Source organism: Streptomyces sp. NRRL S-31 (assembly GCF_000718775.1).
GTDB lineage: Bacteria > Actinomycetota > Actinomycetes > Streptomycetales > Streptomycetaceae > Streptomyces.
Genome location: NZ_JOCB01000087.1, coordinates 14,363 through 38,309 on the forward strand (window position 1 = coordinate 14,363; position 23,947 = coordinate 38,309).

Here is a 23,947-nt window from a genome sequence, read left to right on the forward strand (position 1 = left end):
ACCTTCTTTTCTCGCAGGCTAAGACCGGTTCCCGGGGGTGGGCATGCTCCATGTGGGCGTTGTCGGCGGACCCCGTTGTCCGCGATGGACATAGCCCGCCCGGGCGCGTACACCCCGTCCCGGCCGCGTAAACGGTGAACTCCCCCTGCCGGGGCGTTAGATTGACTCGCTGATGATGACCGCGACGGCGGACGGAACGGCTGGTCAGGGGGCAGGGTCGATGAACAGCGACGGGACGCGCGACACCCGCGGCACACACGCGCAACCTGTACCGCGCCCGACGGCGCCGGCGGACGGGCCGGCGGCCCCCCAGGCCGGGCCGCCGGCTTACGGCGCCGCCCCGTACGACGACCCCGGCCTGCCGCCGCGGCCGACGCGGGCGCCCGACACACCGCCGGCGACCGGCCGGCCCGAGTACGCCGCGCCCGCTCCGCCTCCCCGCTCACCCGTCGCGGACTGGTTCGACGAACCGCGCCCCGCGGTCGAGCCCGGTATCTGGCGCTACGGCTACCGCCTGCCCAAGGCCGCGCGCCAGGAACAGCGCCTGGCCCCCGTCACCATCGTCGGCTTCTTCGTACCGCTCGCGGCGGGGCTCTTCGTGTGGTCGCTGTGGCGGCATGGCAGCGTCCCCTACCAGTGGACCGTCCTCCGGCTCCTCACCCCGGAGGACTGGTGGTGGGCCGGGACCACGTCACCGAAGGGGTACCAGGGCGCGGAGGCCGTCACGGTCGCCGACGGCGTGGTCTTCGGGCTCCTCCTCTTCGCCATGGCGCGCCTGGGCAGCTGGTCCGACATCGTCCGGCACGTCGTCGCCCGCCGTCCGCAGCCGTCTCGCGCCCTGATCGCAGCCCTGGGCGCGCTCATCGCGCTGGCCTTCGTCTTCCCGAGCGCCTTCGGCGTCGGCTGGGACCCCCTGCCCGTCCAGGATCCGCTGTTCTCCCTCGTCGTCCTGCTCACCGGCGACTACCAGGTGTTCGCGTCGGTTCCGCTCACGGACGGGCTGTACGCGCTCATCACCCTGCTGGTGCTGTGGCCGTTCGCCCGGATCGGCGGCTGGTGGTCCCTCGCCAAGGAGGCGATCGCCGCACGCAACCGCGCGAAGGCCGGCCACGACACCGAGCCGCCCGTGCGGCGCCTGCCGTCGCACTGGCCGGAACTGAGGGAAGCCGGTCAGCACCAGGCCGCCGACGTGCTCACCACCGAACTGCACGTCGGCCGGATGAACGACGTGGACTGCGCGAGGGTCGGCCACATGTGGCACGCGGCCCGGTCCCACGCGCGGCTCTCCTCCTTCTCCGAGACGGTGCTCCGTGACGGCGCGGCCGCCTGGACCCATCCGTCCGGCGACCGCGACCTCGCGGGCCGGTCCGCCCGGCACGACCTGCTGACCAGGCAGGTGCGCATCGGGCGGTGGGCGGCCGGAGACCGGACCCCGCCCGCCTACGGCGAAGCCGGGGCCGCGCTCGGCCCCGACGCCCTCGGCACCTCACTGCTGGCCGTGGGACCCTCCGGTTCCGGCAAGACACGTCATCTGATCCGGCCCGTCGTCGAGTCGCTCGGCCTCCAGGCCCTCGCCGGACAGTGCGCGGTCGTCGCCGTGTGCGCGGCCGGCACCCCGCTCGGCCCAGACTCCGCCTACGACGTCGTCGTACGCCTCGGAGACCCGGCATCCGCGCACGACCTGGACCCGTACGCGGAGTCCCAGGACCCGGACGAGGCGGCGGCCTTCCTGGCCGAGGGGCTGGCCGGTGACCTGGACGCGGTCAGCGGCCAGCGTGCCGCCACCGCTCTGGCCCAGCTCCTCGGCCCCTACCGGGCGGCGCACGGGCGCTTCCCGACGCTGCCCCGGCTCCGGGAGCTGCTGGAAGGCGAGCCCTCCGCCCTGGCCGCCCTGCGGACGGCGCTCGCCGGGGACGAGCACGCCACGATGCGCCGCGAGCTCGACGCCCGGGCCCGGCAGACGGGCAGCGCCGGCGATCCCGGTCCGGTCCTGGCCGACCGCCTGGCCGTGCTGGACCGGCCCGCGTTCGCCGGATTCTTCGGCGCGGACCAGGCGGAGGCCCGGCCGTTCTCGCTGCGCGCCGTCGCCCAGCATCCGCTGCGGGTCAGGATCGACCTGCCCGAACGCGGACACGACGAGGCGTCCCGGCTCCTCACCCGGCTGCTGCTGGCCCAGTTCGCAGCCGTGGCGACGGCGGGTGAACGGTCCCACTTCGCCTGTCTGGTCCTGGACGACGCCACCGGTGCCGTGACGGCCGACTCGGTCCGGCGCATCCAGCGCCTGCGCTCCCGCGACGCGGGGGTGGTGCTCGCCCTGCGGACCGTCGGCGACGTCCCCGAGGCGCTGCACGGCCCGCTGTACGCGGCCGTGGGCTGCCGCATGGCCTTCTCCGGAGTCACCACCTGGGACGGCGGCCGGTTCGCGGACTCCTGGGGAACCGAGTGGGTCGAGGCGCGTGACGTGGCCCGGCACACCGTCTTCGCCGACCAGCCCATGACCCGGGCGATCCACGCCCTGCGCAAGCTGGTGACGGGGAAGGCGGTGACGACGGAAGCCGTCACCGTCCGTCAGGTGGAGCGGGAGCGGTGGTCGGCGTCCGAGTTGGCTCATGGAGTGCCGCCGGGGCACGCAGTGTTGTCGTTGACCACCGTGCGGGGCGAGCACGCGCCGCCGTTGCTGGTGGATCTGCGGGGGTGAGCCGAGGACCGGCACGGGGTCGTACGGTGAGGCAGAATCGGTTCGGGCCGTTCATACACGGCGGCCAAAAGATCTCCGTGATCGCCGCATCCCTCACCGTGAAGGCCCCATGCCCCCGACTCTCGCCTCGCTCGTCAACCACTCCGCGCTCAAGCTGACCGTGCGCGCGGGCGGGGACCGCCTCGACGTGCCCGTCCGCTGGGCGCACGTCAGCGAGCTGGCCGACCCCGTGCCCTACATGGAGGGCGGCGAGCTGCTGCTGATCACCGCGCTCAAGCTGGACGCGGAGGACCGGGAGGCGATGCGGCGGTACGTGCGCCGGCTGGCCGGTGCCGGTGTCGTCGGGCTCGGCTTCGCCGTCGGGGTCAACTACGACCGGATACCCGAGCCCCTCGTCGACGCCTGCGCCGAGGAGGGGCTGCCGTTGCTGGAGGTGCCCCGCCGCACCCCCTTCCTCGCCATCAGCAAGGCCGTCTCCGCGGCCATCGCCGCCGACCAGTACCGCGCCGTCACGGCCGGCTTCGCCGCCCAGCGCGAGCTGACCCGGCAGGCCCTGACCGCCGGCCCCGAAGGCGTCCTCGGCGCGCTCGCCGCCCAGGTCGACGGCTGGGCCGCGCTGTACGACGCCTCGGGCCGCGTCGTCGCCGCCGCGCCCGAGTGGGCCGGCCGCCGCGCCGCCCGGCTCACCGCCGAGGTGGAACGGCTGCGGGAACGGCCCGCCCCCGCCTCCTCCGTGGTCGGCGGCCCCGAGCACGAGGACCGGGTCGAACTGCACTCCCTGGGCACCGGCCGGCGCCCGCGCGCCGCGCTCGCCGTGGGCACGGCCGCCGCGCCCGGCACCGCCGAGCGATACGCCGTCCACTCCGCCATCGCCCTGCTCACCCTCACCACCGAGCGCTCCCGCTCCCTGCACGCGGCCGAGCAGCGCGTCGGCACGGCGGTGCTGCGCATGCTCCTCGCCGGGGAACCGGACCACGCCCGGGCCGTCGCCGGGGACCTGTACGGCGGGCTGCTGGACGCGCCGTTCCGGGTGATCGTCGCCGAATCCGCGTCCGGCACCGCGGGCGAGCCCCTGCACGAACTCGCCGAGACCGTGGAGTCCGCCGCCGCGCGTTCCGGCGAGGCCGTGCTGGCCGTGCCCGAGGGGGAGCGGCTGGTCGTGCTCGCCGCCGACGGGGGCGCGGCGGTGGCCGCGTGCACCGCGTACGCCACGGCGCGGGAGGCCGAGCGGACGCTGCCCGAACCCGGGCGCGCCCCCGCGCGCCCGGACGAGGAGGAACTGCTCGTCGGGCTCTCGGCGCCCGCCGGGCCGACCGCGGCGGCCGCGGCGTACAAACAGGCCGAGCAGGCGCTGTCGGTGGCCCGGCGGCGCGGGCGGGTCCTCGTCGAACACGAGCGGCTGGCCGCCGGGTCCGTCCTGCCGCTGCTCGCCGACGACGCGGTGAAGGCGTTCGCGGACGGGCTGCTGCGCGCGCTGCGCGAGCACGACGCGACCGGCCGGGGGGACCTCGTCGCCTCGCTGCGGGCGTGGCTGTCACGGCACGGGCAGTGGGACGCCGCCGCGGCCGACCTCGGCGTCCACCGGCACACCCTGCGGTACCGGATGCGCCGGGTGGAGGAGATCCTGGGCCGGAGCCTGGACGATCCGGACGTACGGATGGAGCTGTGGCTCGCACTCAAGGCGACGTCGACCGAGTGAGCGGGTCCCGAGGGGCCCCGGCCCCCGTCCGCGGGCCCTCGGCCCACCCCGCCAAAGCGTAGTGCCCACCGCGCCGACTGCTACGACTCGGACAAACGACCTCCGGACACCGCCGCCCTACCGTGGAGCACGCAAGCCAAGCACACCCCCAACGCGGAAGGGCCGGGACTCGTTCATGACTTCCACCCATGCCTTCTGGCTCGCCGGCCGCCAGGCCACCGGCGAGGACAGCTTCGACGTCTCCTCGCCGTGGGACGGCCGGCTCGTCGCCAAGGTCAGCGTCCCGACCGACGCCCAGGTCGAGGAGGCCGTGGCCGCCGCGTACGCCGTGCGGGACGAGTTCGCCGCCGCCCCGGCGCACGTGCGCGCCGCCGCCCTGGACCACGTGAGCAAGCGGCTGGCCGAGCGCACCGAGGAGATCGCCCAGCTGATCTCCGCCGAGAACGGCAAGCCGGTCAAGTGGGCCCGCGGGGAAGTCGGCCGCGCCGTCTCCGTGTTCCGGTTCGCCGCCGAGGAGGCCCGCCGGTTCAACGGCGGCGAGGCCCAGCGGCTGGACACCGACGGCGGCGGCCAGGGCCGACTGGCGCTGACCCGGCGCTTCCCGAAGGGCGTCGTGCTCGGCATCGCGCCGTTCAACTTCCCGCTGAACCTGTGCGCCCACAAGGTCGCCCCGGCGATCGCCGCCGGCGTGCCGATCATCCTGAAGCCGGCCCCGGCCACCCCGCTGTCCGGCCTGATCCTCGGTGACCTGCTCGCCGAGACCGACCTGCCGGCCGGGTCCTGGTCGATCCTTCCGGTCACCAACGACAAGATGCCCGCCCTGGTCCAGGACGAGCGGCTGCCGGTCATCTCCTTCACCGGTTCGGAGAAGGTCGGCTACGCGATCATGGACTCGGTGCCGCGCAAGCACTGCACGCTGGAGCTGGGCGGCAACGGTGCCGCGGTCGTCCTCGGCGACTACGCCTCCGACGCCGACCTGGACTGGGCCGCGACCCGCATCGCGACCTTCTCCAACTACCAGGGCGGCCAGTCCTGCATCTCCGTACAGCGGGTGATCGTCGACGCGTCGGTGTACGACCGGCTGCTGCCGCGCGTCGTCGCCGCCGTCGAGGCCCAGGTCACCGGTGACCCGTCGGACGCCACGACGGACGTCGGCCCGCTGGTCAGCGAGGACGCCGCCAAGCGCGTCGAGGCGTGGGTGGACGAGGCGGTCGGGGCCGGTGCCCGGCTGCTGGCCGGCGGCAAGCGCGACGGCGCCTCCTACGCGCCGACCGTCCTCACCGACGTACCGGCGGACGCGACGCTCGCCCGCGAAGAGGTCTTCGGTCCGGTCCTGACCGTGCAGAAGGTGAACGGCGAGGCCGAGGCGTTCGCCGCGGTCAACGACTCCAAGTACGGCCTCCAGGCCGGCGTGTTCACCCACGACCTCCAGGTCGCCTTCCGTGCCCACCGCGCCCTGGAGGTCGGCGGTGTGGTGATCGGCGACGTCCCGTCCTACCGCGCCGACCAGATGCCGTACGGCGGCGTCAAGCAGTCCGGCGTGGGCCGCGAGGGCGTGCGGTTCGCGATGGAGGACTACACCTACGAGCGCGTGCTGGTTCTCACCGGTCTCGCGCTCTGACCTGCCACGGACAGGTCGGAAACGGAACGGCCGCAGCCCACTGTGCGGGGGCTGCGGCCGTTCCGTCGTCCCGGGGCGGACACGCGGCGCGCGCCGGCTTCGCGACGGGTCCGGTCACGGGCCGCACCCGGCACCGAACGGCCCGGCCCCGGAGGCACGGGTGCGGCCGGCGGCCGTCAGGACGCGGCCGGCGCCGGTCCCGAACTCGACCGTACCGTCAGCTCCGGCGGGAGCAGCACGACCTCGTCGCCGCCGTGCCCGTCCAGCTTGGCCGCCAGCCGCTCCACGGCGCGCCGGCCCATCTCCTGGGCGGGGATGGCGACCGAGGTCAGCCGCACCGAGGTCTGGACGGCGACCTGTTCCGGGCAGACCGCGACCACGGACACGTCCTCGGGCACGGCCCGGCCCTGCCGGCGCAGCAGCGCGAGCAGCGGCTCCACCGCCGACTCGTTCTGCACCACGAACCCGGTCGTCGCGGGGCGCTCGTCGAAGATCCGGGCCAGGGTGAGGGCCATCGCGTCGTACCCGCCCTCGTACGGCCGGTGCAGCAGCCGCAGGCCCGACGCGCGGGCCCGGGAACGCAGTCCGTCGAGGGTGCGCTCGGCGAAACCGGTGTGCCGCTCGTAGACCGCCGGGGCCTCGCCGATGACGGCGATGTCCCGGTGGCCGAGCCCCGCCAGATGCTCCACGCACAGTGCGCCGGTCGCGCTCCAGTCCAGGTCCACGCAGGTCAGACCGGTGGTGTCGGCGGGCAGGCCGATCAGTACGGAGGGCCGGGCGGTCTCCCGCAGCAGCGGTAGCCGCTCGTCCGCCAGCTCGACGTCCATGAGGATCATCCCGTCGGCCAGTCCGCTGCCGATGACCCGGCGCACCGCGTCCGGGCCCTCCTCGCCGGTGAGCAGCAGGACGTCGTAGCCGTGGGCCCGGGCGGTGGTGGTCACCGCGATGGCGATCTCCATCATCACCGGCACGTACAGGTCGGTGCGCAGCGGGATCATCAGCGCGATGATGTTCGACCGCTTGCCGGCCAGGGCGCGGGCTCCCGCGTTCGGGTGGTAGCCCAGTTCCCGGATGCTCCGCTCGACCCGCTGCCGGGTGCCGGCGGAGATGGACCGCTTGCCGCTGAGGACGTAGCTCACCGTGCTCGCCGAGACTCCGGCGTGCTGGGCGACCTCGGCGAGGGTGACCATCCGCTCTCCAAGCTGTGTGAAGCGATTCGACACCACGCGCGCCGACAAGGTGGGTAAGGCTACGCAAAGATCCTATAACCCCGCGGCACGCGTGCGGGGGCCTTCAGGTCGGTGTTGAAGCGCTTCGACGGCCTGTGGATACGGGAGCGCGGTCGCCTGGCCCCGGACACCCCGGCCCCGAGGCGCCGCGTGCGGCCCGGACGGCCGCGCGCGGCCACCCGTTCGGCGCAACGGCGCCGGGCGGCGCCGGACCCGGCCGCGGGACGGGTGCCGGCACCGGGGCCGTCAGGGGCTCCGGACGCCCGGCACCGCCGCCCGCGCGGTCCCGGCGGGGTGGGCGGGACCGCGCGCGGGTGGTGAGGTCCGTCCGTTTCGGGTACCACCGAGCCAGTAGTACTGGTCGGTGACGAACGGTCCCGATCGTCCCTCCCAGCGGCGAGGTGAGCCCGCATGTCCGCCACCACCACCCCACGCACCACCGTCACCGAGCGCGACGCCCGCCGGGTGGCGGAGGCAGCCCGGCAACAGGACTGGCACAAGCCCAGCTTCGCCAAGGAGCTGTTCCTCGGACGCTTCCGGCTGGATCTCATCCATCCCCACCCGCTCCCCGCGGAGGAGTCCGTCCGGCGCGGCGAGGAGTTCCTCGGCAGACTGCGCGCCTTCTGCGAGACGGTGATCGACCCCGCCCGCATCGAGCGCGAGGCCCGCATCCCCGACGAGGTGGTGGCGGGCCTGAAGGAAATCGGCGCCCTCGGCATGAAGATCGACCCCAGGTACGGCGGTCTCGGCCTCACCCAGCTCTACTACAACAAGGCCCTCGCCCTGGTCGGCTCCGTCAGCCCCGCCGTCGGCGCGCTGCTCTCCGCCCACCAGTCCATCGGCGTGCCGCAGCCGGTGAAGATGTTCGGCACCCAGGAGCAGAAGGACGCCTTCCTGCCCCGCTGCGCCCGCACCGACATCTCCGCCTTCCTGCTCACCGAGCCCGACGTCGGCTCCGACCCGGCGCGCCTGGCCACCACGGCCGTGCCCGACGGCGACGACTACGTGCTCGACGGGGTGAAGCTGTGGACCACCAACGGTGTGGTGGCCGACCTGCTCGTGGTGATGGCCCGGGTGCCGGAGTCCGAGGGGCACAGGGGCGGCATCACGGCGTTCGTGGTGGAGGCGGACTCGGAGGGCATCACCGTCGAGAACCGCAACGCCTTCATGGGCCTGCGCGGCATCGAGAACGGCGTGACCCGCTTCCACCGGGTCCGGGTCCCGGCCGCCCACCGGATCGGCCCGGAGGGCGCGGGGCTGAAAATCGCCCTCACCACGCTCAACACCGGCCGGCTGTCCCTGCCCGCCATGTGCGCGGGGGCCGGCAAGTGGTGCTTGAAGATCGCCCGCGAGTGGGCGGCCGAGCGCGAGCAGTGGGGCAAGCCGGTCGCGCTGCACGAGGCCGTCGGCTCCAAGATCAGCTTCATCGCGGCCACCACCTTCGCGCTGGAGGCCGTGCTCGACCTGTCCTCCCAGATGGCCGACGAGGACCGCAACGACATCCGCATCGAGGCCGCCCTCGCCAAGCTCTACGGCTCCGAGATGGCCTGGCGGATGGCCGACGAACTGGTCCAGATCCGCGGCGGGCGGGGCTACGAGACGGCCGAGTCGCTCAGGGCGCGCGGCGAACGCCCGGTCCCGGCCGAGCAGATCCTGCGCGACCTGCGGATCAACCGCATCTTCGAGGGCTCCACGGAGATCATGCACCTGCTGATCGCCCGGGAGGCGGTGGACGCCCACCTCTCGGTCGCCGGTGACCTGATCGACCCCGACAAGTCCCTGTCCGACAAGGCCAGGGCGGGCGTGAACGCGGGCGTCTTCTACGCCAGGTGGCTGCCGAGGCTGGTCGCGGGACCCGGCCGGCTCCCCACCTCCTACGGCGGGTTCCGGCACGGCGTCGACCTCTCCGGCCACCTCCGCCACGTCGAGCGCACCGCCCGCAAGCTGGCCCGGTCCACCTTCTACGCGATGTCCCGCTGGCAGGGCCGGATGGAGACCAAGCAGGGCTTCCTCGGCCGGGTCGTGGACATCGGCGCGGAGCTGTTCGCGATGAGCGCGGCCTGCGTCCGCGCCGAGCGGCTGCGCGCCGAGGGCGAGCACGGCCGCGAGGCCTACCAGCTCGCCGACGCCTTCTGCCGCCAGGCCCGCATCCGCGTGGACGAGCTGTTCGCGCGGCTGTGGACCAACACCGACGAGCTGGACCGCAAGGTGGTCCGGGGTGTCCTCGGCGGGGTCTACACCTGGCTGGAGGAGGGCGTCCTCGACCCCTCGGGCGAGGGGCCCTGGATCGCCGACTCGGCCCCCGGTCCCAGCACCCGCGCGAACGCCCGCCGTCCCTTCGGAACCCCTTGACACCCCTTGACGGTACGTCCCGGCCGGTACGCCTTGACGGTACGTCAGCAGTACTTGTCGCTCGGGTCCCGCGTCGTCCAGGAGCAGGAGGCGACCTTGGTGCCGTTCGCCTTGGTCAGCGTGGCCGTGTCCTTGTCGTTGTTCCAGACGTAGGCGCGGCGGTCCTGGTACTTGTCCGACGCGGTGTCCGAGCCGCTGCCGGTGTGGATCTTCACGTACTTCCCGGCGCCGATCTTCACGTCGGGGAAGACGTACCTGTGGTTGGAGGCGTCCTTCAGGACCCAGCCCTTGACCGAGACCGCCGAGCCGCCGGTGTTCTTCAGCTGCACCCACTCCCCGTTCAGGCTCTTGTTGGAGCGGTTGTCCGAGCCGGGGCTGTCGAACCAGACGTGATGGATCCGCACGCCGCCGGCGGCTTCGGCCGGGGTGCCGAGCAGGGTGCCGGTGAGCAGGGCCGCGCCGGCGAGCGCGGGCAGGGCGGTGCGTAGGCGCACAGTGCGCATGAGAGATCCCCCCAAGGATGTCGTCCGCGAAATCATGCGGGATGAATTGTTATCACATGATCTTCACGGCGACTTCACATTGGCCGGATTGCTCCCATCCGGCGACGAAAGCCGTCGGCGCACCCGCCCGGGGGGACGCCCTGTCCTGGCCGTCGCCGCTTGCGGCAACAATGGGGGGATGACCGACAGTCCCGCCCATCCGGCGCCCCTCGCCGACCCGCACCTCGTCTACGACCCCGTCCCCGGTGACGGCCCCAAGGACGTGGTGATCCTCGGCTCCACCGGATCCATCGGCACCCAGGCCATCGACCTGGTACTGCGCAACCCCGACCGCTTCCGGGTCACCGCCCTCTCCGCGAACGGCGGCCGGGTGGCCCTCCTCGCCGAACAGGCGCACCGGCTGCGGGTGCGGACCGTGGCGGTCGCCCGCGAGGACGTCGTACCCGCGCTGCGCGAGGCGCTCGCCGCCGAGTACGGCGGCGCCGAGCCGCTGCCCGAGATCCTCGCCGGGCCCGACGCCGCCGGCCAGGTCGCCGCCTCCGACTGCCACACCGTGCTCAACGGCATCACCGGCTCCATCGGCCTCGCCCCGACGCTGGCCGCCCTCAAGGCCGGGCGGACCCTCGCGCTCGCCAACAAGGAGTCGCTGATCGTCGGCGGCCCGCTGGTCACCGCGCTCGCCGCGCCGGGCCAGATCATCCCGGTGGACTCCGAGCACGCCGCCCTCTTCCAGGCGCTCGCCGCCGGCACCCGCGCCGACGTCCGCAAGCTCGTCGTCACCGCCTCCGGGGGCCCCTTCCGCGGCCGGACCAAGGCCGAACTGGCGCACGTCACCGTCCGGGACGCCCTCGCCCACCCCACCTGGGCGATGGGCCCGGTGATCACCGTCAACTCGGCGACCCTGGTCAACAAGGGCCTGGAGGTCATCGAGGCGCACCTCCTCTACGACATCCCCTTCGACCGCATCGAGGTGGTCGTGCACCCCCAGTCGTACGTGCACTCGATGGTCGAGTTCACCGACGGCTCCACGATCGCCCAGGCGACGCCCCCCGACATGCGCGGGCCCATCGCCGTCGGTCTCGGCTGGCCCGAACGGGTTCCGGACGCGGCGCCCGCCTTCGACTGGAGCACGGCCTCCACCTGGGAGTTCTTCCCGCTGGACAACGAGGCCTTCCCCTCGGTGAACCTCGCCCGGCACGTGGGGCGGCTCGCGGGGACGGCTCCGGCGGTGTTCAATGCGGCCAACGAGGAGTGCGTCGAGGCCTTCCTGAACGGCGCGCTGCCCTTCAACGGGATCATGGAGACCGTCATCCGGGTGGTCGAGGAGCACGGCACGCCGGTAACGGGAACTTCGCTCACGGTGTCGGACGTCCTCGAAGCGGAGACCTGGGCCCGGACCCGGGCCCGTGAACTCACAGCCACGACGGCGACCGCGGAGGCGCGTGCATGACGACCTTGATGTTCATCCTCGGCATAGTGGTCTTCGCGGTCGGCCTGCTCGTCTCGATCGCGTGGCACGAGCTGGGGCACCTGTCCACGGCCAAGCTCTTCGGCATCCGCGTTCCGCAGTACATGGTCGGTTTCGGCCCGACCCTCTGGTCGCGCACGAAGGGCGACACCGAGTACGGCATCAAGGCCATCCCGCTCGGCGGCTACATCCGGATGATCGGCATGTTCCCGCCCGACGACCAGGGCCGGGTCTCCGCCCGCTCCACCTCCCCGTGGCGCGGCATGATCGAGGACGCCCGCTCGGCGGCCTTCGAGGAGCTGAAGCCGGGCGACGAGACGCGCATGTTCTACACGCGCAAGCCGTGGAAGCGCGTCATCGTCATGTTCGCCGGCCCGTTCATGAACCTGATCCTCGCGGTCGGCCTCTTCCTCACCGTGCTCATGGGCTTCGGCATCCAGCAGGAGACCACCACCGTCGAGTCCGTCTCGCCCTGCGTGATCTCGCAGAGCGAGCACCGCGACAGCTGCAAGAAGTCCGACCCGGCCTCCCCGGCCGCGGCCGCCGGTGTGCGGTCGGGCGACCGGATCGTCTCCTTCGGGGGCGTGCCGACCGAGAACTGGAACACCCTCTCGGACCGCATCCGCGAGAGCGCCGGCAAGGACGTGGCGATCGTCGTCGACCGCAAGGGCCGGCAGGTCACCCTGCACGCGAGGATCGCCACCAACCAGGTCGCCAAGAAGGACTCCAGCGGCACCTACGTCGAGGGCGAGTACGTCAAGGCCGGCTTCCTCGGCTTCAGCCCCGCCCGCGGCGTCGTCAAGCAGGACTTCGGCGAGTCCGTGACCTGGATGACCGACCGGGTCGGCGACGCGGTCGACTCCCTCGTCTCCCTGCCCGGCAAGATCCCCGCCCTGTGGGACGCGGCCTTCGGCGACGGCCCGCGCGAGCCGGACTCCCCGATGGGCATCGTCGGCGCGGCCCGGGTCACCGGCGAGATCGCCACGCTGGACATCCCGGCCTCGCAGCAGCTCGCCATGGCCGTGTTCGTGGTCGCCGGATTCAACCTCTCGCTGTTCCTGTTCAACATGCTCCCGCTGCTCCCGCTCGACGGCGGGCACATCGCGGGCGCCCTGTGGGAGGCGCTCCGGCGGAACCTGGCCCGGGTGCTGCGCCGGCCCGACCCCGGCCCGTTCGACGTCGCCAAGCTGATGCCGGTGGCGTACGTGGTGGCCGGCGTCTTCGTCTGCTTCACCGTCCTGGTGCTGATCGCGGACGTCGTCAACCCGGTCAGAATCTCCTAGCCGTCCGGCCTGGAGGGGTGGCCCGGAACCCGGTGGTTCCGGGCCGCCTCCCATCGGGTGGGGATTCCGGGTGGGATGTGCTGACGCCCGCCCCGGTGCCGTAATCTCGGAGCCTGGAGCCCGCCGTTCACCGGATCCTGAATCACGACTTGGGGTTGCACAGCAGATGACTGCGATTTCTCTCGGCATGCCGTCCGTACCGACCAAGCTCGCCGAGCGCCGGAAGAGCCGGCAGATCCAGGTCGGAAGCGTGGCGGTCGGCGGAGACGCACCCGTCTCGGTGCAGTCGATGACCACCACCCGTACGTCCGACATCGGCGCCACCCTCCAGCAGATCGCCGAGCTGACCGCCTCCGGCTGCCAGATCGTCCGCGTGGCCTGCCCCACCCAGGACGACGCCGACGCCCTCGCCACCATCGCGCGGAAGTCCCAGATCCCGGTCATCGCGGACATCCACTTCCAGCCCAAGTACGTCTTCGCCGCCATCGAGGCCGGCTGCGCCGCGGTCCGCGTCAACCCCGGCAACATCAAGCAGTTCGACGACAAGGTCCGGGAGATCGCCCAGGCCGCCAAGGACCACGGCACGCCGATCCGCATCGGCGTCAACGCCGGCTCCCTGGACCGGCGCCTGCTCCAGAAGTACGGCAAGGCCACCCCCGAGGCGCTGGTCGAGTCCGCCCTGTGGGAGGCGTCCCTCTTCGAGGAGCACGACTTCCGCGACATCAAGATCTCCGTCAAGCACAACGACCCGGTCGTGATGATCGAGGCGTACCGCCAGCTCGCCGCCCAGTGCGACTACCCGCTGCACCTCGGCGTGACGGAGGCCGGCCCGGCCTTCCAGGGCACCATCAAGTCGGCGGTCGCCTTCGGCGCGCTGCTGAGCCAGGGCATCGGCGACACCATCCGCGTCTCCCTCTCCGCCCCGCCGGCGGAGGAGGTCAAGGTGGGCATCCAGATCCTGGAGTCCCTGAACCTGCGCCAGCGCGGCCTGGAGATCGTCTCCTGCCCGTCCTGCGGCCGGGCCCAGGTCGACGTCTACAAGCTCGCCGAAGAGGTCACCGCCGGCCTCACCGGCATGGAGGTACCGCTGCGCGTCGCCGTCATGGGCTGCGTCGTCAACGGCCCCGGCGAGGCCCGCGAGGCCGACCTCGGCGTCGCCTCCGGCAACGGCAAGGGCCAGATCTTCGTCAAGGGCGAGGTCATCAAGACCGTCCCCGAGTCGAAGATCGTGGAGACCCTGATCGAGGAGGCCATGAAGCTGGCCGAGCGGATGGAGGCCGAGGGCGTCACCTCCGGCGAACCGTCTGTGTCGGTCGCGGGCTGACCCGCCCGGCGCCACCGGCCCGCACCGTTCGCGGGCCGGAGTGATTCCGTGCCGCCCCCGGGGGGGGCGGCACGCCGATATCGTGCCGGGTACAGTGCGGGGATCAGGCAAATCCGACCGTGAGGCCCCGTACGTGCTGACCCAGACCACCTCCCGGGTCCTGGAACCGAATGACCTGGACGCGGCGCTCGCCGTCCTCGACCGCGAGCCGGTCGCCAACGCCTTCGTGGCCTCCCGGGTGCGGGTCGCGGGCCTGGACCCCTGGCGGCTGGGCGGCGAGATGTGGGGCTGGTACGAGGACGGCATGCTCACGTCCCTCTGCTACGCGGGCGCCAACCTCGTCCCCCTCTGCGCCACCCCGCGTGCCGTACGCGCCTTCGCCGACCGCGCCCGGCGGGCCGGCCGCCGCTGCTCCTCCATCGTCGGCCCCGCCGAAGCCACCGCCCAGCTGTGGCGGCTGCTGGAGCCGCACTGGGGCCCGGCCCGCGAGGTCCGCGCCCACCAGCCGCTGATGGTCACCGACCGCATGCCGGACGACATCGCCCCCGACCCGTACGTCCGCCGCGTCCGCAAGGACGAGATGGAGACGATCATGCCGGCGTGCGTGGCGATGTTCACCGAGGAGGTCGGCGTCTCCCCGCTGTCCGGCGACGGCGGCCTGCTCTACCAGGCCCGGGTCGCCGAACTCGTCGGCTCCGGCCGCTCCTTCGCCCGCGTCGACGACCAGGGCCGGGTCGTCTTCAAGGCGGAGATCGGCGCGGCGACCCCGCAGGCCTGCCAGATCCAGGGCGTGTGGGTGGCGCCGGAGTACCGGGGCCGGGGTTTCGCGGCACCGGGCATGGCCGCCGTGCTGCGCTACGCCCTGGCGGACGTGGCCCCGGTGGTGAGCCTCTACGTCAACGACTACAACACGGCGGCCCGACGGACGTACCGGCGCGTGGGGTTCCAGGAGACCGGCGCGTTCATGAGCGTGCTGTTCTGACCCCGCGGGCCCGCCCCGAAGGCCCCGGGCCCCGCCCTGAAGGCCGCGGGGCCCGCCCCGGAGGCCGCGGGGCCCGCCCCGGAGGCCCGTTTCGGCGGCCCGCCTGCCGCGAAAGCCCCGCCGGGCCCTGTGCTCACCCGGCCGGTGCCTCGATCAGCGCCGCCGAGCGGACCACCGCGGCGAGCGCCTCGGCGCGGCCCGTGCGCCGGTGCACGTCCAGACAGGTGTCGGCGAGCTTGATCACGTGTTCGTCCCCGTGCCGGACGGCCAGCGCGAACACCTCCTCCGCCGTGCCGGGAGCGGCCGGCAGGCCGTCCGCCGGCCTGGGCTCGGCGGGGGCGTAGGCCGCCGTCACCGCCGCGCTCGCCGCCCATGCCGCGTGCAGGCTCGCTATCCACTCGGCGCGCGGCAGCGCCGGCAGGACGCGCAGGACGGCCATGGGCGCGGTCGCCGCGTGCACCAGCATCACCGGGGAACCGTGCGCGTTCGGCAGGTAGTGCACCGCCGCCGCGGCCGTCACCTCGGCCAGCAGGTCGCGGGCCTGCCCGGGGTCGGCGGCGGGGCGCAGGGCGGCCAGTGCCGCGGGCCAGCCGGGCAGGCCGGACAGCTGGCCGAGCCGGTGGTTGATGCCCGCGCTCTGGTCGGGGACCCGGACCATCCCCGCCAGGGCGGCGGCGGCCCCGGCCCGGCCGGCCGGCGCCGTCAGCGGGACCGGCTGCCAGCGCGCCGCCCAGTAGCCGAGGGCCTGGCCGAACTCCGTCAGCCGTGCTCTGTCGGCATGGTCCAGCAGGGCGTGCACGGCGTGCCCGGTGCGGATCACACCGTGGGTGGCGCCGGCCGCGATGCCGGGCAGCAGCCGCGGCCACCACGTCTCCAGCACGGTGCGCCAGGGCCGCTCTTGGACCTCCCGCCCGAAGAACGCCAGCCAGTCGCCGAGCCGGCGCGGATCGCCGAGCGCGGTGCGCCAGTCGGCCCCGGTGACCGGTGACAGACCGCGCGGCGGCTCGTCCAGCCGGTCCATGTAGCGGTCCAGCCAGTGGTGGACATGGTGTGCGTGCCCGTGCCGGACCAGCGCCTCCACGGCCATCGGACCGTGGTTGCTCAGCCAGCCGTCGAACTCCGGACCGGTCCGGTGCAGTCGTTCGTAGGCCTCGTCGAGGGTGCCGTCGATGTCCATGACAGCGACGGTAGGCGCGGTCCGGGGCCCGGTCATCGGCCGGGGGATCGAACCACCGCGCCACGCGCGGCCTAGGACCGGCCTAGGACCACGCTCCCGCCGGCAGGAGCGGCTCGTGGGCGGCGCCAGGCGGCTCATGACGGTGCGAGGCGGTTCGGCGCGGCTCATGACGGTGCGAGGGGCGGCTCGGGGCGCGGCTGGGGGAGCGTGGCCCGGGGGCGAGGGGGAGACGGCCGACGGGAGGCGGTCCGTGCGGGTGGGTGCCTCCGCCCCGACGGCGTGGCGGAAGTGCCCTGTACCCTCCCCGCATGGACCTCGTGATCGGCACCCTGGACCTGACAGCCCACGTCGACGAGGCCTTGGCGGTCCAGGCCGCGGCCTTCGGACTCGGCCCGGAAGAGGTCGCCGTGCGCCGCCAGATCGTCCAGCGGCACATGCAGTACCAGGGCGCGCGGGCCCTCGGCGCGACGGTCGGCGGCCACCTCGTGGGATTCGTGTACGGCATGCCCAACTCCCGCACTCACTGGTGGTCGACGGTCGTGGAGCCCTACCTCCGCGCGAGCGGCAACGACTTCTGGCTGGACGACTCCTTCGTCATCACCGAGCTGCACGTCCACCCCGACCACCAGAACCGCGGCATCGGCCGGCGCCTGATCACCACCATCACCGACACCGCGGCCGAACCCCGCTCGATCCTCTCCGCGATCGACACCGACAGCCCGGCCCGCGGCCTCTACCACTCTCTCGGCTACGCCGACCTCGCCCGCCGGGTGCACTTCCCGAGCGCACCGCGGCCCTACGCCGTGATGGGCGCCCCGCTGCCGCTGCGCAGGCGATAACCGATTTCCGCCCGCACAGGCCCCCCGGCTAACCTCCTGTGCCATCACCCTTACCCGGCAGGAGTACGAGAACCATGGCGAACGCACCGGTCCAGCGCATGTCCCAGTTGATGGCGAAGACGCTGCGCGACGACCCGGCCGACGCCGAGGTCCTCAGCCACAAGCTCCTCGTCCGCGCCGGCTACGTCCGGCGCACGGCGGCCGGCATCTGGAGCTGGCTGCCCCTCGGCAAGAAGGTCCTCACCAACATCGAGCGCATCGTCCGCGAAGAGATGGACGCCATCGGCGCCCAGGAGGTCACCCTCCCGGCCCTGCTGCCCCGTGAGCCGTACGAGGCGACGGGCCGCTGGGACGAGTACGGCCAGGAGCTGTTCCGGCTCAAGGACCGCAAGGGCGGCGACTACCTCCTCGGCCCCACCCACGAGGAGATCTTCACCCTCCTCGTCAAGGACCAGTGCACGTCCTACAAGGACCTGCCGGTGATCCTGTACCAGATCCAGACCAAGTTCCGCGACGAGGCCCGCCCCCGCGCCGGCATCCTGCGCGGCCGCGAGTTCCTGATGAAGGACTCGTACTCCTTCGACCTGGAGGACGAGGGCCTGGCCCGGTCCTACGCCCTGCACCGCGCGGCCTACCAGCGCATCTTCGAGCGCCTCGGCCTGGACTACCGCATCGTCGCGGCCACCGCCGGCGCCATGGGCGGCTCCAAGTCGGAGGAGTTCCTGGCCCCGGCCGAGGCCGGCGAGGACACCTTCGCGGACTGCCCCAACTGCGACTTCGCGGCCAACACCGAGGCGATCACCTACGCCCTCAAGCCGGTCGACGGCTCGGCCGTGCCCGCGCTGGAGGAGATCCCCACCCCCGACACCCCGACCATCGAGACCCTCGCCGCCTCGCTGGGCGTCCCCGCCTCCGCCACGCTGAAGAACCTCCTGGTCAAGGTGGACGGCGAGATCGTCGCCGTGGGCGTGCCCGGGGACCGCGAGGTGGACCTGGGCAAGGTCGAGGAGCACTTCGCCCCCGCCACGGTCGAGATGGTCACGGAGGCGGACTTCGCCGGGCGCCCCGACCTGGTGCGCGGCTACGTCGGCCCGCAGGGCCTGGGTGAGAAGGTGACGTACATCGCCGACCCGCGCGTGGCCCCCGGCACCGCGTGGATCACCGGCGCCAACAAGCCGCACACGCACGCCAGGAACGTCGTCGCCGGCCGGGACTTCGAGGTCGACGCCTACGTGGACGTCGTCGTGGTCCAGGAGGGCGACCCCTGCCCCCGGTGCGGCACCGGCCTCCAGCTGGACCGCGCCATCGAGATCGGCCACATCTTCCAGCTGGGCCGCAAGTACACCGACGCCCTCAAGCTGGACGTCCTCGGCCAGAACGGCAAGCCGGTCCGCGTCACCATGGGCTCCTACGGCATCGGTGTCTCCCGCGCCGTCGCCGCGCTCGCCGAGCAGACCGCCGACGACAAGGGCCTGGTGTGGCCCAAGGAGGTCGCCCCGGCCGACGTGCACGTGGTCGCCGCCGGCAAGGCGCTCCAGACCGAGCTGGCGCTGGACGTGGCCGAGAAGCTGGGCGCCGCGGGCGTCCGCGTCCTGGTGGACGACCGGGCCGGGGTCTCCCCGGGCGTGAAGTTCACCGACGCGGAGCTGATCGGCGTCCCGCAGATCCTGGTCGCCGGGCGCCGGGCGGGCGAGGGCGTGCTGGAACTGAAGGACCGCAAGACCGGCGAGCGCGAGGAGCTGACGGTCGAGGAAGCCATCGCCCGCCTGACGGCCTGATCGCCGGACGGCCCATCGACCCATCGGCCTGACGGCCCATCGGCCCGACGGTCGGACCGCCGGACCGCGCCCAGCCGTCCCACCGCATCCGACCGCCCGACGGTCCGTGCACGGAACCGTCCGCCGCGCCCCGCGAGGGGTGCGGCGCGGCGGTTCCGCCGGTCGGCTACAGCCAGCCGGCGAACTCCAGCAGCAGTTCCCCGTCCTTGGGCCGCCCCACCCGCAAGGCCCGCACCCCGGACTCCACCGCCCGGAACAGCGTCCAGCCGCGCAGCCGCTCCTGGTCGACCTCCAGCGACTCCGCGAGCCGCTTGATCCGGCGCCGGGTGGTGGACGGACCGGAGGGCGCCGCGATCAGGTCCTCCACCCGGTCCCGGACCAGCCGCGCCAGGTCGAACGCGCTCTCGCCGACCACCGGGTCCGGGCCCACCGCGAGCCACGGCATCCGCTCGCCCGAGAGCACCTTGCTCTGCCGGAACGTGCCGTGCAGCAGCAGGTGCTCGGGCGGCGCGGCCAGCAGCTCCGCGCGGGCGGCGAGCGCCGCCTCCACCAGCGGGGCCACCTCGGCGTCGGTCGCGGCGCTCGTCCGCATGGCCGCCGCCTGCCGTCCGGTGCGCTCGGCCACGGTCTCGAAGACATGTCCGTCCGGCGGCCGCACCCACAGCCTGCGCAGCGTCCCCGCCGCCTCCAGCAGCGCCCTCGCCTCCGGCAGCGAGCGCACCGACACATCCGGGTGCAGCCGCTCCAGCAGCAGCGCCCCGTCGTCCGCGTCGCTCTCCAGCAGCTGTACGGCGCCCAGCCCGGACCAGTGCGCCAGCGCGGCCCGCTCGCTCTCCGGCCGGGCCCGGGGCGGCGCCAGCTTCAGCACGGCAGGGGCGCCGTCCGGCAGCCGCACCAGCACCACCAGGCTGCTGCGCCCGCCCGGCACCTGCACCCGCTCGACGGTCAGCCCGCGCCCGGAGACGGCCCGCTCGGCCGCCCCGGGCAGCCGCGCCAGCCAGTCGTCCCCGGCCGGTGCCGTCTCACCGAGCGCCCGCACCAGGCGCGGCGGCGGTTCCAAAGCCATGCGCGAGTCGTTCCCTTCCTGTGAGGTCCTGCCAAGTCCTGCCAGGTCCTGTCAGGGGCGGGTCCGGGCCTGCCCGGATCCCGGCCGATCCCGTTCCCGGGCCGCCCCGGTCACGGGACTGTCCGGACGCCGACCCACCGGCCTCCTCCGGTCCCGTCCTGCCGTCCTACCGCGCGGGCGGCCTCCCGGCGCCCCGTCGCTCCGCCGAACGGGCCGATCCCCTGGCCCGCGCGGACAAGAGGGGCGGGAGACGACCCGTCGCGCCGCAACCGTCGTACGGACCAGCCGTTCGAACCCTTGCCTAACGCTTCGCCGGGGCGGAGGCCGACGGGGTCGTGCCCGCCGCGCCCGTCCGCTCGCCGGAGCGTTCGGCCAGCCCAGGGAAGGCTACGCTCTCCCCGCTCCAGCGCACCGCCCGCACCGCGGCCTCCCGCAGCGCCCCGGCCGCGTCGGCCCGCCGCGCGCCGGTCGCCGCCCGCACCAGGTCCGAGTACGCCCCGGCCACCCGTTCCTCCATCCGGGCGGCCAGCCGCACCGCGGCCGGCCCGTCCTGGACCGGGAACGGCAGCGCGTACGCGGCGCTCGCGGCGACCGGCGTGCCGCCCAGGTCCCGCACCGCGCGCACCAGCGCGTCCCGGCGCGCCCGGTGGGCGTCGTACGCCGACCGGGCCTCGGTCCGGCGCGCGTCGCCGATCCGCCCGCCCACCACGCCGTAGCCGTACACCGCCGCGTGCTCCGCCGCCAGCGCCGCCTGCAACGCGGTCACCTCGGCCCGCCCGGCCTGCTCGGTCCCGTCGCTCACCTGGCTCCCTCCGTCAACAGGTACGCGTGCCCGGCCCCGGCCGCCGCGACCGACGCCAGCAGCCGTGCCAGTTCGCCCGGTGCCTCCAGCAGGTCCCGGGCACGCTGGTCGGCCAGGGCGCGCTCGGCGGCGGCCAGCGCGGCGACGGCGTCCTTCTCGGTGGCCGGCACGGCCGGGGCGGGGGAGGCCGACGCCGTCGCCGACGCCGTCCCCGTGGTCTCGGCCTCGGCCGTGGGGGTGGCCGTCGTACCGTCCGTGAAGGCCGCCGCGTGCGCCGCGACCTGCGCCCGCAGCGGACCCAGCCGCCGCGCCAGCCCCGGATGGGCGGCGAGCACGGCGTCGTACCGCGCCAGCAGCCGCCGGCTGTCACCCGCCGCACGCGCGCGTGCCCGGGCCACGGCCGACGGACCGTCGTCCCCGGAGTCCGGACCGGCCGAGCACCCCGCCAGCAGGGCGGCACCGGCGGCCGAGGCGAACAGTGATCTTCGGCGCGGTCCCGAACGGGCGCGCGGCGGCGGGGGGTACGGCACGGCTGACGTCCTCGGGGGCTCGTACGAACACACGGGCGGGAGGGGCGGCCCGCCGGTGATCACGGTACCCGCGCCTTCCCCGCACGCGCGTCACCGCCTCGGCCGCCCCGCGGGCGGCGGCCACCCGGCGCCCGCGGCGCCCCGGCCCCGCCGCCCGGAGGCAGGACGCGACACCCCTTGCGACCGGATACCCTTTGACCAGACAGGCGACCCATCCCACAACAGCACACGCGGCCGAGGAGTCACCCGGATGAGCACCACCCAGAGCGAGAGGCTGCGAGAGCTGCTGGAACCGCTCGTCACCTCCCAGGGGCTGGATCTCGAAGAGATCGCCGTGGACTCCGTCGGACGCAAGCGGGTGCTGCGCGTGGTCGTGGACTCCGACACCGGAGCCGACCTGGACGCGATCGCCGATGTGAGCCGTGCGCTCTCGGCGAAGCTGGACGAGACCGACGCGATGGGCGACGCGGCGTACGACCTGGAGGTCGGAACCCCCGGCGCGGAGCGCCTCCTCACCGAGTACCGGCACTTCGCGCGCGCCACCGACCGGCTGGTGAAGTTCCAGCTCGCCGAGGACGGCGAGCTGGTCGCGCGGATCCTGGCGGTCGACGAGGAGGGCGTCGACGTGGAGGTGCCCGGGGTGAAGGGCCGCAAGGCGACCACCCGCAGACTGGGCTTCCCGGAGATCGCCAAGGCGCGGGTGCAGGTCGAGTTCAGCCGCAAGGACCGCACGGACAGCAAAGACAGCAAGACGGACATGAAGGAAGAGGAGGAGGCGTAGCCGTGGACATCGACATGAGCGCCCTGCGGGGCTTGGTTCGGGAGAAGGAGATCTCCTTCGACCTGCTGGTCGAAGCGATCGAGTCGGCCCTCCTCATCGCCTACCACCGCACCGAGGGAAGCCGCCGACACGCGCGCGTGGAGCTCAGCCGGGAGAGCGGTCACGTGACCGTGTGGGCGAAGGAGGACCCCGAGGACCTCGCGGAGGGCCAGGAGGCCCGTGAGTTCGACGACACCCCGTCGGGTTTCGGCCGGATCGCCGCCACCACCGCCAAGCAGGTGATCCTCCAGCGGCTGCGCGACGCCGAGGACGACGCGACGCTCGGCGAGTACGCCGGCCGCGAGGGCGACATCGTCACCGGTGTGGTCCAGCAGGGCCGCGACCCGAAGAACGTGCTGGTCGACATCGGCAAGCTGGAGGCCATCCTGCCGGTGCAGGAGCAGGTGCCCGGCGAGACCTACCCGCACGGCATGCGCCTGCGGTCGTACGTCGTCCGGGTCGCCAAGGGCGTCCGCGGCCCGTCCGTGACCCTCTCCCGCACGCACCCCAACCTGGTGAAGAAGCTCTTCGCCCTGGAGGTGCCGGAGATCGCCGACGGCTCGGTGGAGATCGCCGCGATCGCCCGTGAGGCCGGTCACCGCACCAAGATCGCCGTACGGTCCACCCGTTCGGGCCTGAACGCCAAGGGCGCCTGCATCGGCCCCATGGGCGGCCGGGTGCGCAACGTGATGGGCGAGCTGAACGGCGAGAAGATCGACATCGTCGACTGGTCGGACGACCCGGCGGAGATGGTCGCGAACGCGCTGTCACCCGCTCGGGTGAGCAAGGTCGAGGTCGTCGACATGGCCGCCCGGTCCGCCCGGGTGACCGTGCCGGACTACCAGCTGTCGCTGGCGATCGGCAAGGAGGGCCAGAACGCCCGCCTGGCGGCCCGGCTCACCGGCTGGCGGATCGACATCCGGCCCGACACCGAGCAGGCCGGGGAATAGATCCAGGCCGTACACCGCTGAGATCACGACAACAGCCGTTCGATTCTTGCCCCGAAGGGGTGAGGTCGGTACGGGGAGGTAGACTTAACCGTGTCTGGCCGGACGCACGCCCGATCATGCCCTGAACGCACCTGTGTGGGGTGTCGGGAGCGGGCGGCCAAGGACGATCTCCTGCGGATCGTGGAGATCGAGGACGCCTGCGTCCCCGATCCTCGCGGTACGCTGCCCGGCCGGGGTGCCTACGTACACCCCGCCCTGGTCTGTCTCGACCAGGCGGTACGCCGCCGGGCGTTCCCGCGGGCACTGCGCGTCCCGGGAGCGCTCGACACAAAGGCGTTGCGCCGATACGTCGAGAGGACAACAGTTGCCGAGCAGGCAACGCCGTAAGAAGTGCCGCACGGAACCCCGCGCGGCCTGGTACCTCGCGAGTCGAAAGCAGGTCGAGATTGCGATGAGCACTCGATGAGTACGCGATGAGTACGCCCATGAACTAGCGACGGTCCGGCTTCACCCGGACCTCAAAGGAGCGAAGTGGCTAAGGTCCGGGTCTACGAACTCGCCAAGGAGTTCGGTGTCGAGAGCAAGGTCGTCATGGCCAAGCTCCAGGAACTCGGTGAATTCGTCCGTTCGGCGTCTTCGACCATCGAAGCGCCCGTAGTACGCAAGCTGACCGACGCCTTCCAGGGCGGTGGCAACGGCAGGTCCGCCGGCAAGCCCGCCCCGCGCAAGGCCGCCCCCAGGCCCGCCGCGCCGTCCCCGGCGCAGGCGGCCCGTCCGGCTGCCCCCAGGCCGGCTGCCCCGAAGCCCCCGACGGCGCCCGCTGCCC

The 23,947-nt window shown here is 73.5% G+C and carries 20 protein-coding genes; 14 read left to right on the forward strand and 6 right to left on the reverse strand.

Annotated elements, in window-relative coordinates; translation table 11 throughout:
• Positions 1–220 precede the first annotated feature (220 nt).
• From IF37_RS0128960 to IF37_RS0128970, 3 genes are all read left to right on the forward strand, one after another.
• Positions 221–2,698, forward strand: a complete 2,478-nt coding sequence (locus IF37_RS0128960; RefSeq protein WP_030748869.1) for an ATP/GTP-binding protein — start codon at positions 221–223, stop codon at positions 2,696–2,698.
• Between the two features lie 109 nt (positions 2,699–2,807).
• Positions 2,808–4,397 (forward strand): PucR family transcriptional regulator, encoded by a 1,590-nt coding sequence (locus IF37_RS0128965; protein WP_030748872.1) that lies wholly within the window; start codon positions 2,808–2,810, stop codon positions 4,395–4,397.
• A gap of 175 nt (positions 4,398–4,572) precedes the next feature.
• Positions 4,573–6,018 carry an aldehyde dehydrogenase family protein gene (locus IF37_RS0128970; protein WP_030748875.1) on the forward strand — a complete coding sequence of 482 codons (1,446 nt, stop codon included), beginning with the start codon at positions 4,573–4,575 and terminating at the stop codon, positions 6,016–6,018.
• A 176-nt stretch (positions 6,019–6,194) separates the two neighbouring features.
• Here IF37_RS0128970 and IF37_RS0128975 read toward each other — a convergent pair whose 3' ends face one another.
• On the reverse strand, positions 6,195–7,208 hold the full coding sequence (locus tag IF37_RS0128975; RefSeq protein ID WP_030748878.1) for a LacI family DNA-binding transcriptional regulator: 1,014 nt from the start codon (positions 7,206–7,208) through the stop codon (positions 6,195–6,197).
• Between the two features lie 450 nt (positions 7,209–7,658).
• Here IF37_RS0128975 and IF37_RS0128980 point away from each other — a divergent pair, with 450 nt between their 5' ends.
• Positions 7,659–9,599 carry an acyl-CoA dehydrogenase family protein gene (locus tag IF37_RS0128980; RefSeq protein WP_030748879.1) on the forward strand — a complete coding sequence of 647 codons (1,941 nt, stop codon included), beginning with the start codon at positions 7,659–7,661 and terminating at the stop codon, positions 9,597–9,599.
• Positions 9,600–9,643: 44 nt separating this feature from the next.
• Here the strand turns inward: IF37_RS0128980 and IF37_RS0128985 are convergent, their stop codons facing one another.
• Positions 9,644–10,102: a lamin tail domain-containing protein gene (locus IF37_RS0128985; RefSeq protein WP_030748882.1), complete on the reverse strand. Its 459-nt coding sequence runs from the start codon at positions 10,100–10,102 to the stop codon at positions 9,644–9,646.
• Between the two features lie 178 nt (positions 10,103–10,280).
• On the opposite strand from IF37_RS0128985, the gene dxr reads away from it, so the two are divergent.
• The 4 genes from dxr to IF37_RS0129005 all read left to right on the forward strand — a co-directional run bounded on the left by dxr (position 10,281) and on the right by IF37_RS0129005 (position 15,159).
• On the forward strand, positions 10,281–11,552 hold the full coding sequence (gene dxr / locus IF37_RS0128990; RefSeq protein ID WP_030748884.1) for a 1-deoxy-D-xylulose-5-phosphate reductoisomerase: 1,272 nt from the start codon (positions 10,281–10,283) through the stop codon (positions 11,550–11,552).
• Positions 11,549–12,853, forward strand: coding sequence for an RIP metalloprotease (locus tag IF37_RS0128995; protein ID WP_030748887.1), 1,305 nt, complete (start codon positions 11,549–11,551; stop codon positions 12,851–12,853). Before dxr ends, IF37_RS0128995 begins: the two co-directional genes overlap by 4 nt.
• Before the next feature lie 166 nt (positions 12,854–13,019).
• The gene (ispG, locus tag IF37_RS0129000) at positions 13,020–14,177 is read left to right on the forward strand and encodes a flavodoxin-dependent (E)-4-hydroxy-3-methylbut-2-enyl-diphosphate synthase (RefSeq protein WP_030748890.1); all 1,158 of its coding nucleotides are present in this window, start codon (positions 13,020–13,022) and stop codon (positions 14,175–14,177) included.
• A 133-nt stretch (positions 14,178–14,310) separates the two neighbouring features.
• A complete protein-coding gene (locus IF37_RS0129005; RefSeq protein WP_030748892.1) occupies positions 14,311–15,159 on the forward strand; it encodes a GNAT family N-acetyltransferase in 849 nt (282 codons plus the stop codon).
• 133 nt (positions 15,160–15,292) lie between these two features.
• Here the strand turns inward: IF37_RS0129005 and IF37_RS0129010 are convergent, their stop codons facing one another.
• Complete coding sequence (locus tag IF37_RS0129010; protein WP_030748894.1) at positions 15,293–16,336, reverse strand: questin oxidase family protein; 1,044 nt, start codon at positions 16,334–16,336, stop codon at positions 15,293–15,295.
• 308 nt (positions 16,337–16,644) lie between these two features.
• Between IF37_RS0129010 and IF37_RS0129015 the strand changes: the two genes are divergently transcribed.
• Both IF37_RS0129015 and IF37_RS0129020 read left to right on the forward strand, forming a co-directional pair.
• Positions 16,645–17,175 carry a GNAT family N-acetyltransferase gene (locus IF37_RS0129015; protein ID WP_030748896.1) on the forward strand — a complete coding sequence of 177 codons (531 nt, stop codon included), beginning with the start codon at positions 16,645–16,647 and terminating at the stop codon, positions 17,173–17,175.
• 74 nt (positions 17,176–17,249) lie between these two features.
• A complete protein-coding gene (locus IF37_RS0129020; RefSeq protein WP_030748898.1) occupies positions 17,250–18,953 on the forward strand; it encodes a proline--tRNA ligase in 1,704 nt (567 codons plus the stop codon).
• Positions 18,954–19,119: 166 nt separating this feature from the next.
• Here the strand turns inward: IF37_RS0129020 and IF37_RS0129025 are convergent, their stop codons facing one another.
• From IF37_RS0129025 to IF37_RS0129035, 3 genes are all read right to left on the reverse strand, one after another.
• Positions 19,120–20,019: an aminoglycoside phosphotransferase family protein gene (locus tag IF37_RS0129025; protein WP_030748900.1), complete on the reverse strand. Its 900-nt coding sequence runs from the start codon at positions 20,017–20,019 to the stop codon at positions 19,120–19,122.
• 301 nt (positions 20,020–20,320) lie between these two features.
• Entirely contained in the window at positions 20,321–20,821 is a 501-nt protein-coding gene (locus tag IF37_RS0129030; protein WP_030748902.1) for a ferritin-like domain-containing protein, read from the reverse strand.
• Entirely contained in the window at positions 20,818–21,351 is a 534-nt protein-coding gene (locus IF37_RS0129035; protein WP_030748904.1) for a hypothetical protein, read from the reverse strand. The genes IF37_RS0129030 and IF37_RS0129035 overlap by 4 nt, the downstream gene beginning before the upstream one ends.
• A 250-nt stretch (positions 21,352–21,601) precedes the next feature.
• Here IF37_RS0129035 and rimP point away from each other — a divergent pair, with 250 nt between their 5' ends.
• The 4 genes from rimP to IF37_RS39835 form a co-directional block, all read left to right on the forward strand.
• Positions 21,602–22,132 (forward strand): ribosome maturation factor RimP, encoded by a 531-nt coding sequence (gene rimP / locus IF37_RS0129040; protein WP_030748907.1) that lies wholly within the window; start codon positions 21,602–21,604, stop codon positions 22,130–22,132.
• A 2-nt stretch (positions 22,133–22,134) separates the two neighbouring features.
• On the forward strand, positions 22,135–23,121 hold the full coding sequence (gene nusA, locus IF37_RS0129045; RefSeq protein ID WP_030748910.1) for a transcription termination factor NusA: 987 nt from the start codon (positions 22,135–22,137) through the stop codon (positions 23,119–23,121).
• 90 nt (positions 23,122–23,211) lie between these two features.
• Positions 23,212–23,508: a YlxR family protein gene (locus tag IF37_RS42680; RefSeq protein WP_079165931.1), complete on the forward strand. Its 297-nt coding sequence runs from the start codon at positions 23,212–23,214 to the stop codon at positions 23,506–23,508.
• 144 nt (positions 23,509–23,652) lie between these two features.
• Positions 23,653–23,947, forward strand: a 295-nt coding sequence (locus IF37_RS39835; RefSeq protein ID WP_037857259.1) for a translation initiation factor IF-2 N-terminal domain-containing protein, incomplete at its 3' end; no start/stop codon positions are given.

Excerpts from the sequence above, each read along its gene's own strand:
- IF37_RS0128960 (WP_030748869.1), top strand. The coding sequence starts at position 221 with ATGAACAGCGACGGGACGCGCGACACCCGCGGCACACACGCGCAACCT.
- IF37_RS0128965 (WP_030748872.1), top strand. The coding sequence starts at position 2,808 with ATGCCCCCGACTCTCGCCTCGCTCGTCAACCACTCCGCGCTCAAGCTG.
- IF37_RS0128970 (WP_030748875.1), top strand. The coding sequence starts at position 4,573 with ATGACTTCCACCCATGCCTTCTGGCTCGCCGGCCGCCAGGCCACCGGC.
- IF37_RS0128975 (WP_030748878.1), bottom strand. The coding sequence starts at position 7,208 with ATGGTCACCCTCGCCGAGGTCGCCCAGCACGCCGGAGTCTCGGCGAGC.
- IF37_RS0128980 (WP_030748879.1), top strand. The coding sequence starts at position 7,659 with ATGTCCGCCACCACCACCCCACGCACCACCGTCACCGAGCGCGACGCC.
- IF37_RS0128985 (WP_030748882.1), bottom strand. The coding sequence starts at position 10,102 with ATGCGCACTGTGCGCCTACGCACCGCCCTGCCCGCGCTCGCCGGCGCG.
- dxr (WP_030748884.1), top strand. The coding sequence starts at position 10,281 with ATGACCGACAGTCCCGCCCATCCGGCGCCCCTCGCCGACCCGCACCTC.
- IF37_RS0128995 (WP_030748887.1), top strand. The coding sequence starts at position 11,549 with ATGACGACCTTGATGTTCATCCTCGGCATAGTGGTCTTCGCGGTCGGC.
- ispG (WP_030748890.1), top strand. The coding sequence starts at position 13,020 with ATGACTGCGATTTCTCTCGGCATGCCGTCCGTACCGACCAAGCTCGCC.
- IF37_RS0129010 (WP_030748894.1), bottom strand. The coding sequence starts at position 16,336 with ATGGACATCGACGGCACCCTCGACGAGGCCTACGAACGACTGCACCGG.
- IF37_RS0129015 (WP_030748896.1), top strand. The coding sequence starts at position 16,645 with ATGGACCTCGTGATCGGCACCCTGGACCTGACAGCCCACGTCGACGAG.
- IF37_RS0129020 (WP_030748898.1), top strand. The coding sequence starts at position 17,250 with ATGGCGAACGCACCGGTCCAGCGCATGTCCCAGTTGATGGCGAAGACG.
- IF37_RS0129025 (WP_030748900.1), bottom strand. The coding sequence starts at position 20,019 with ATGGCTTTGGAACCGCCGCCGCGCCTGGTGCGGGCGCTCGGTGAGACG.
- rimP (WP_030748907.1), top strand. The coding sequence starts at position 21,602 with ATGAGCACCACCCAGAGCGAGAGGCTGCGAGAGCTGCTGGAACCGCTC.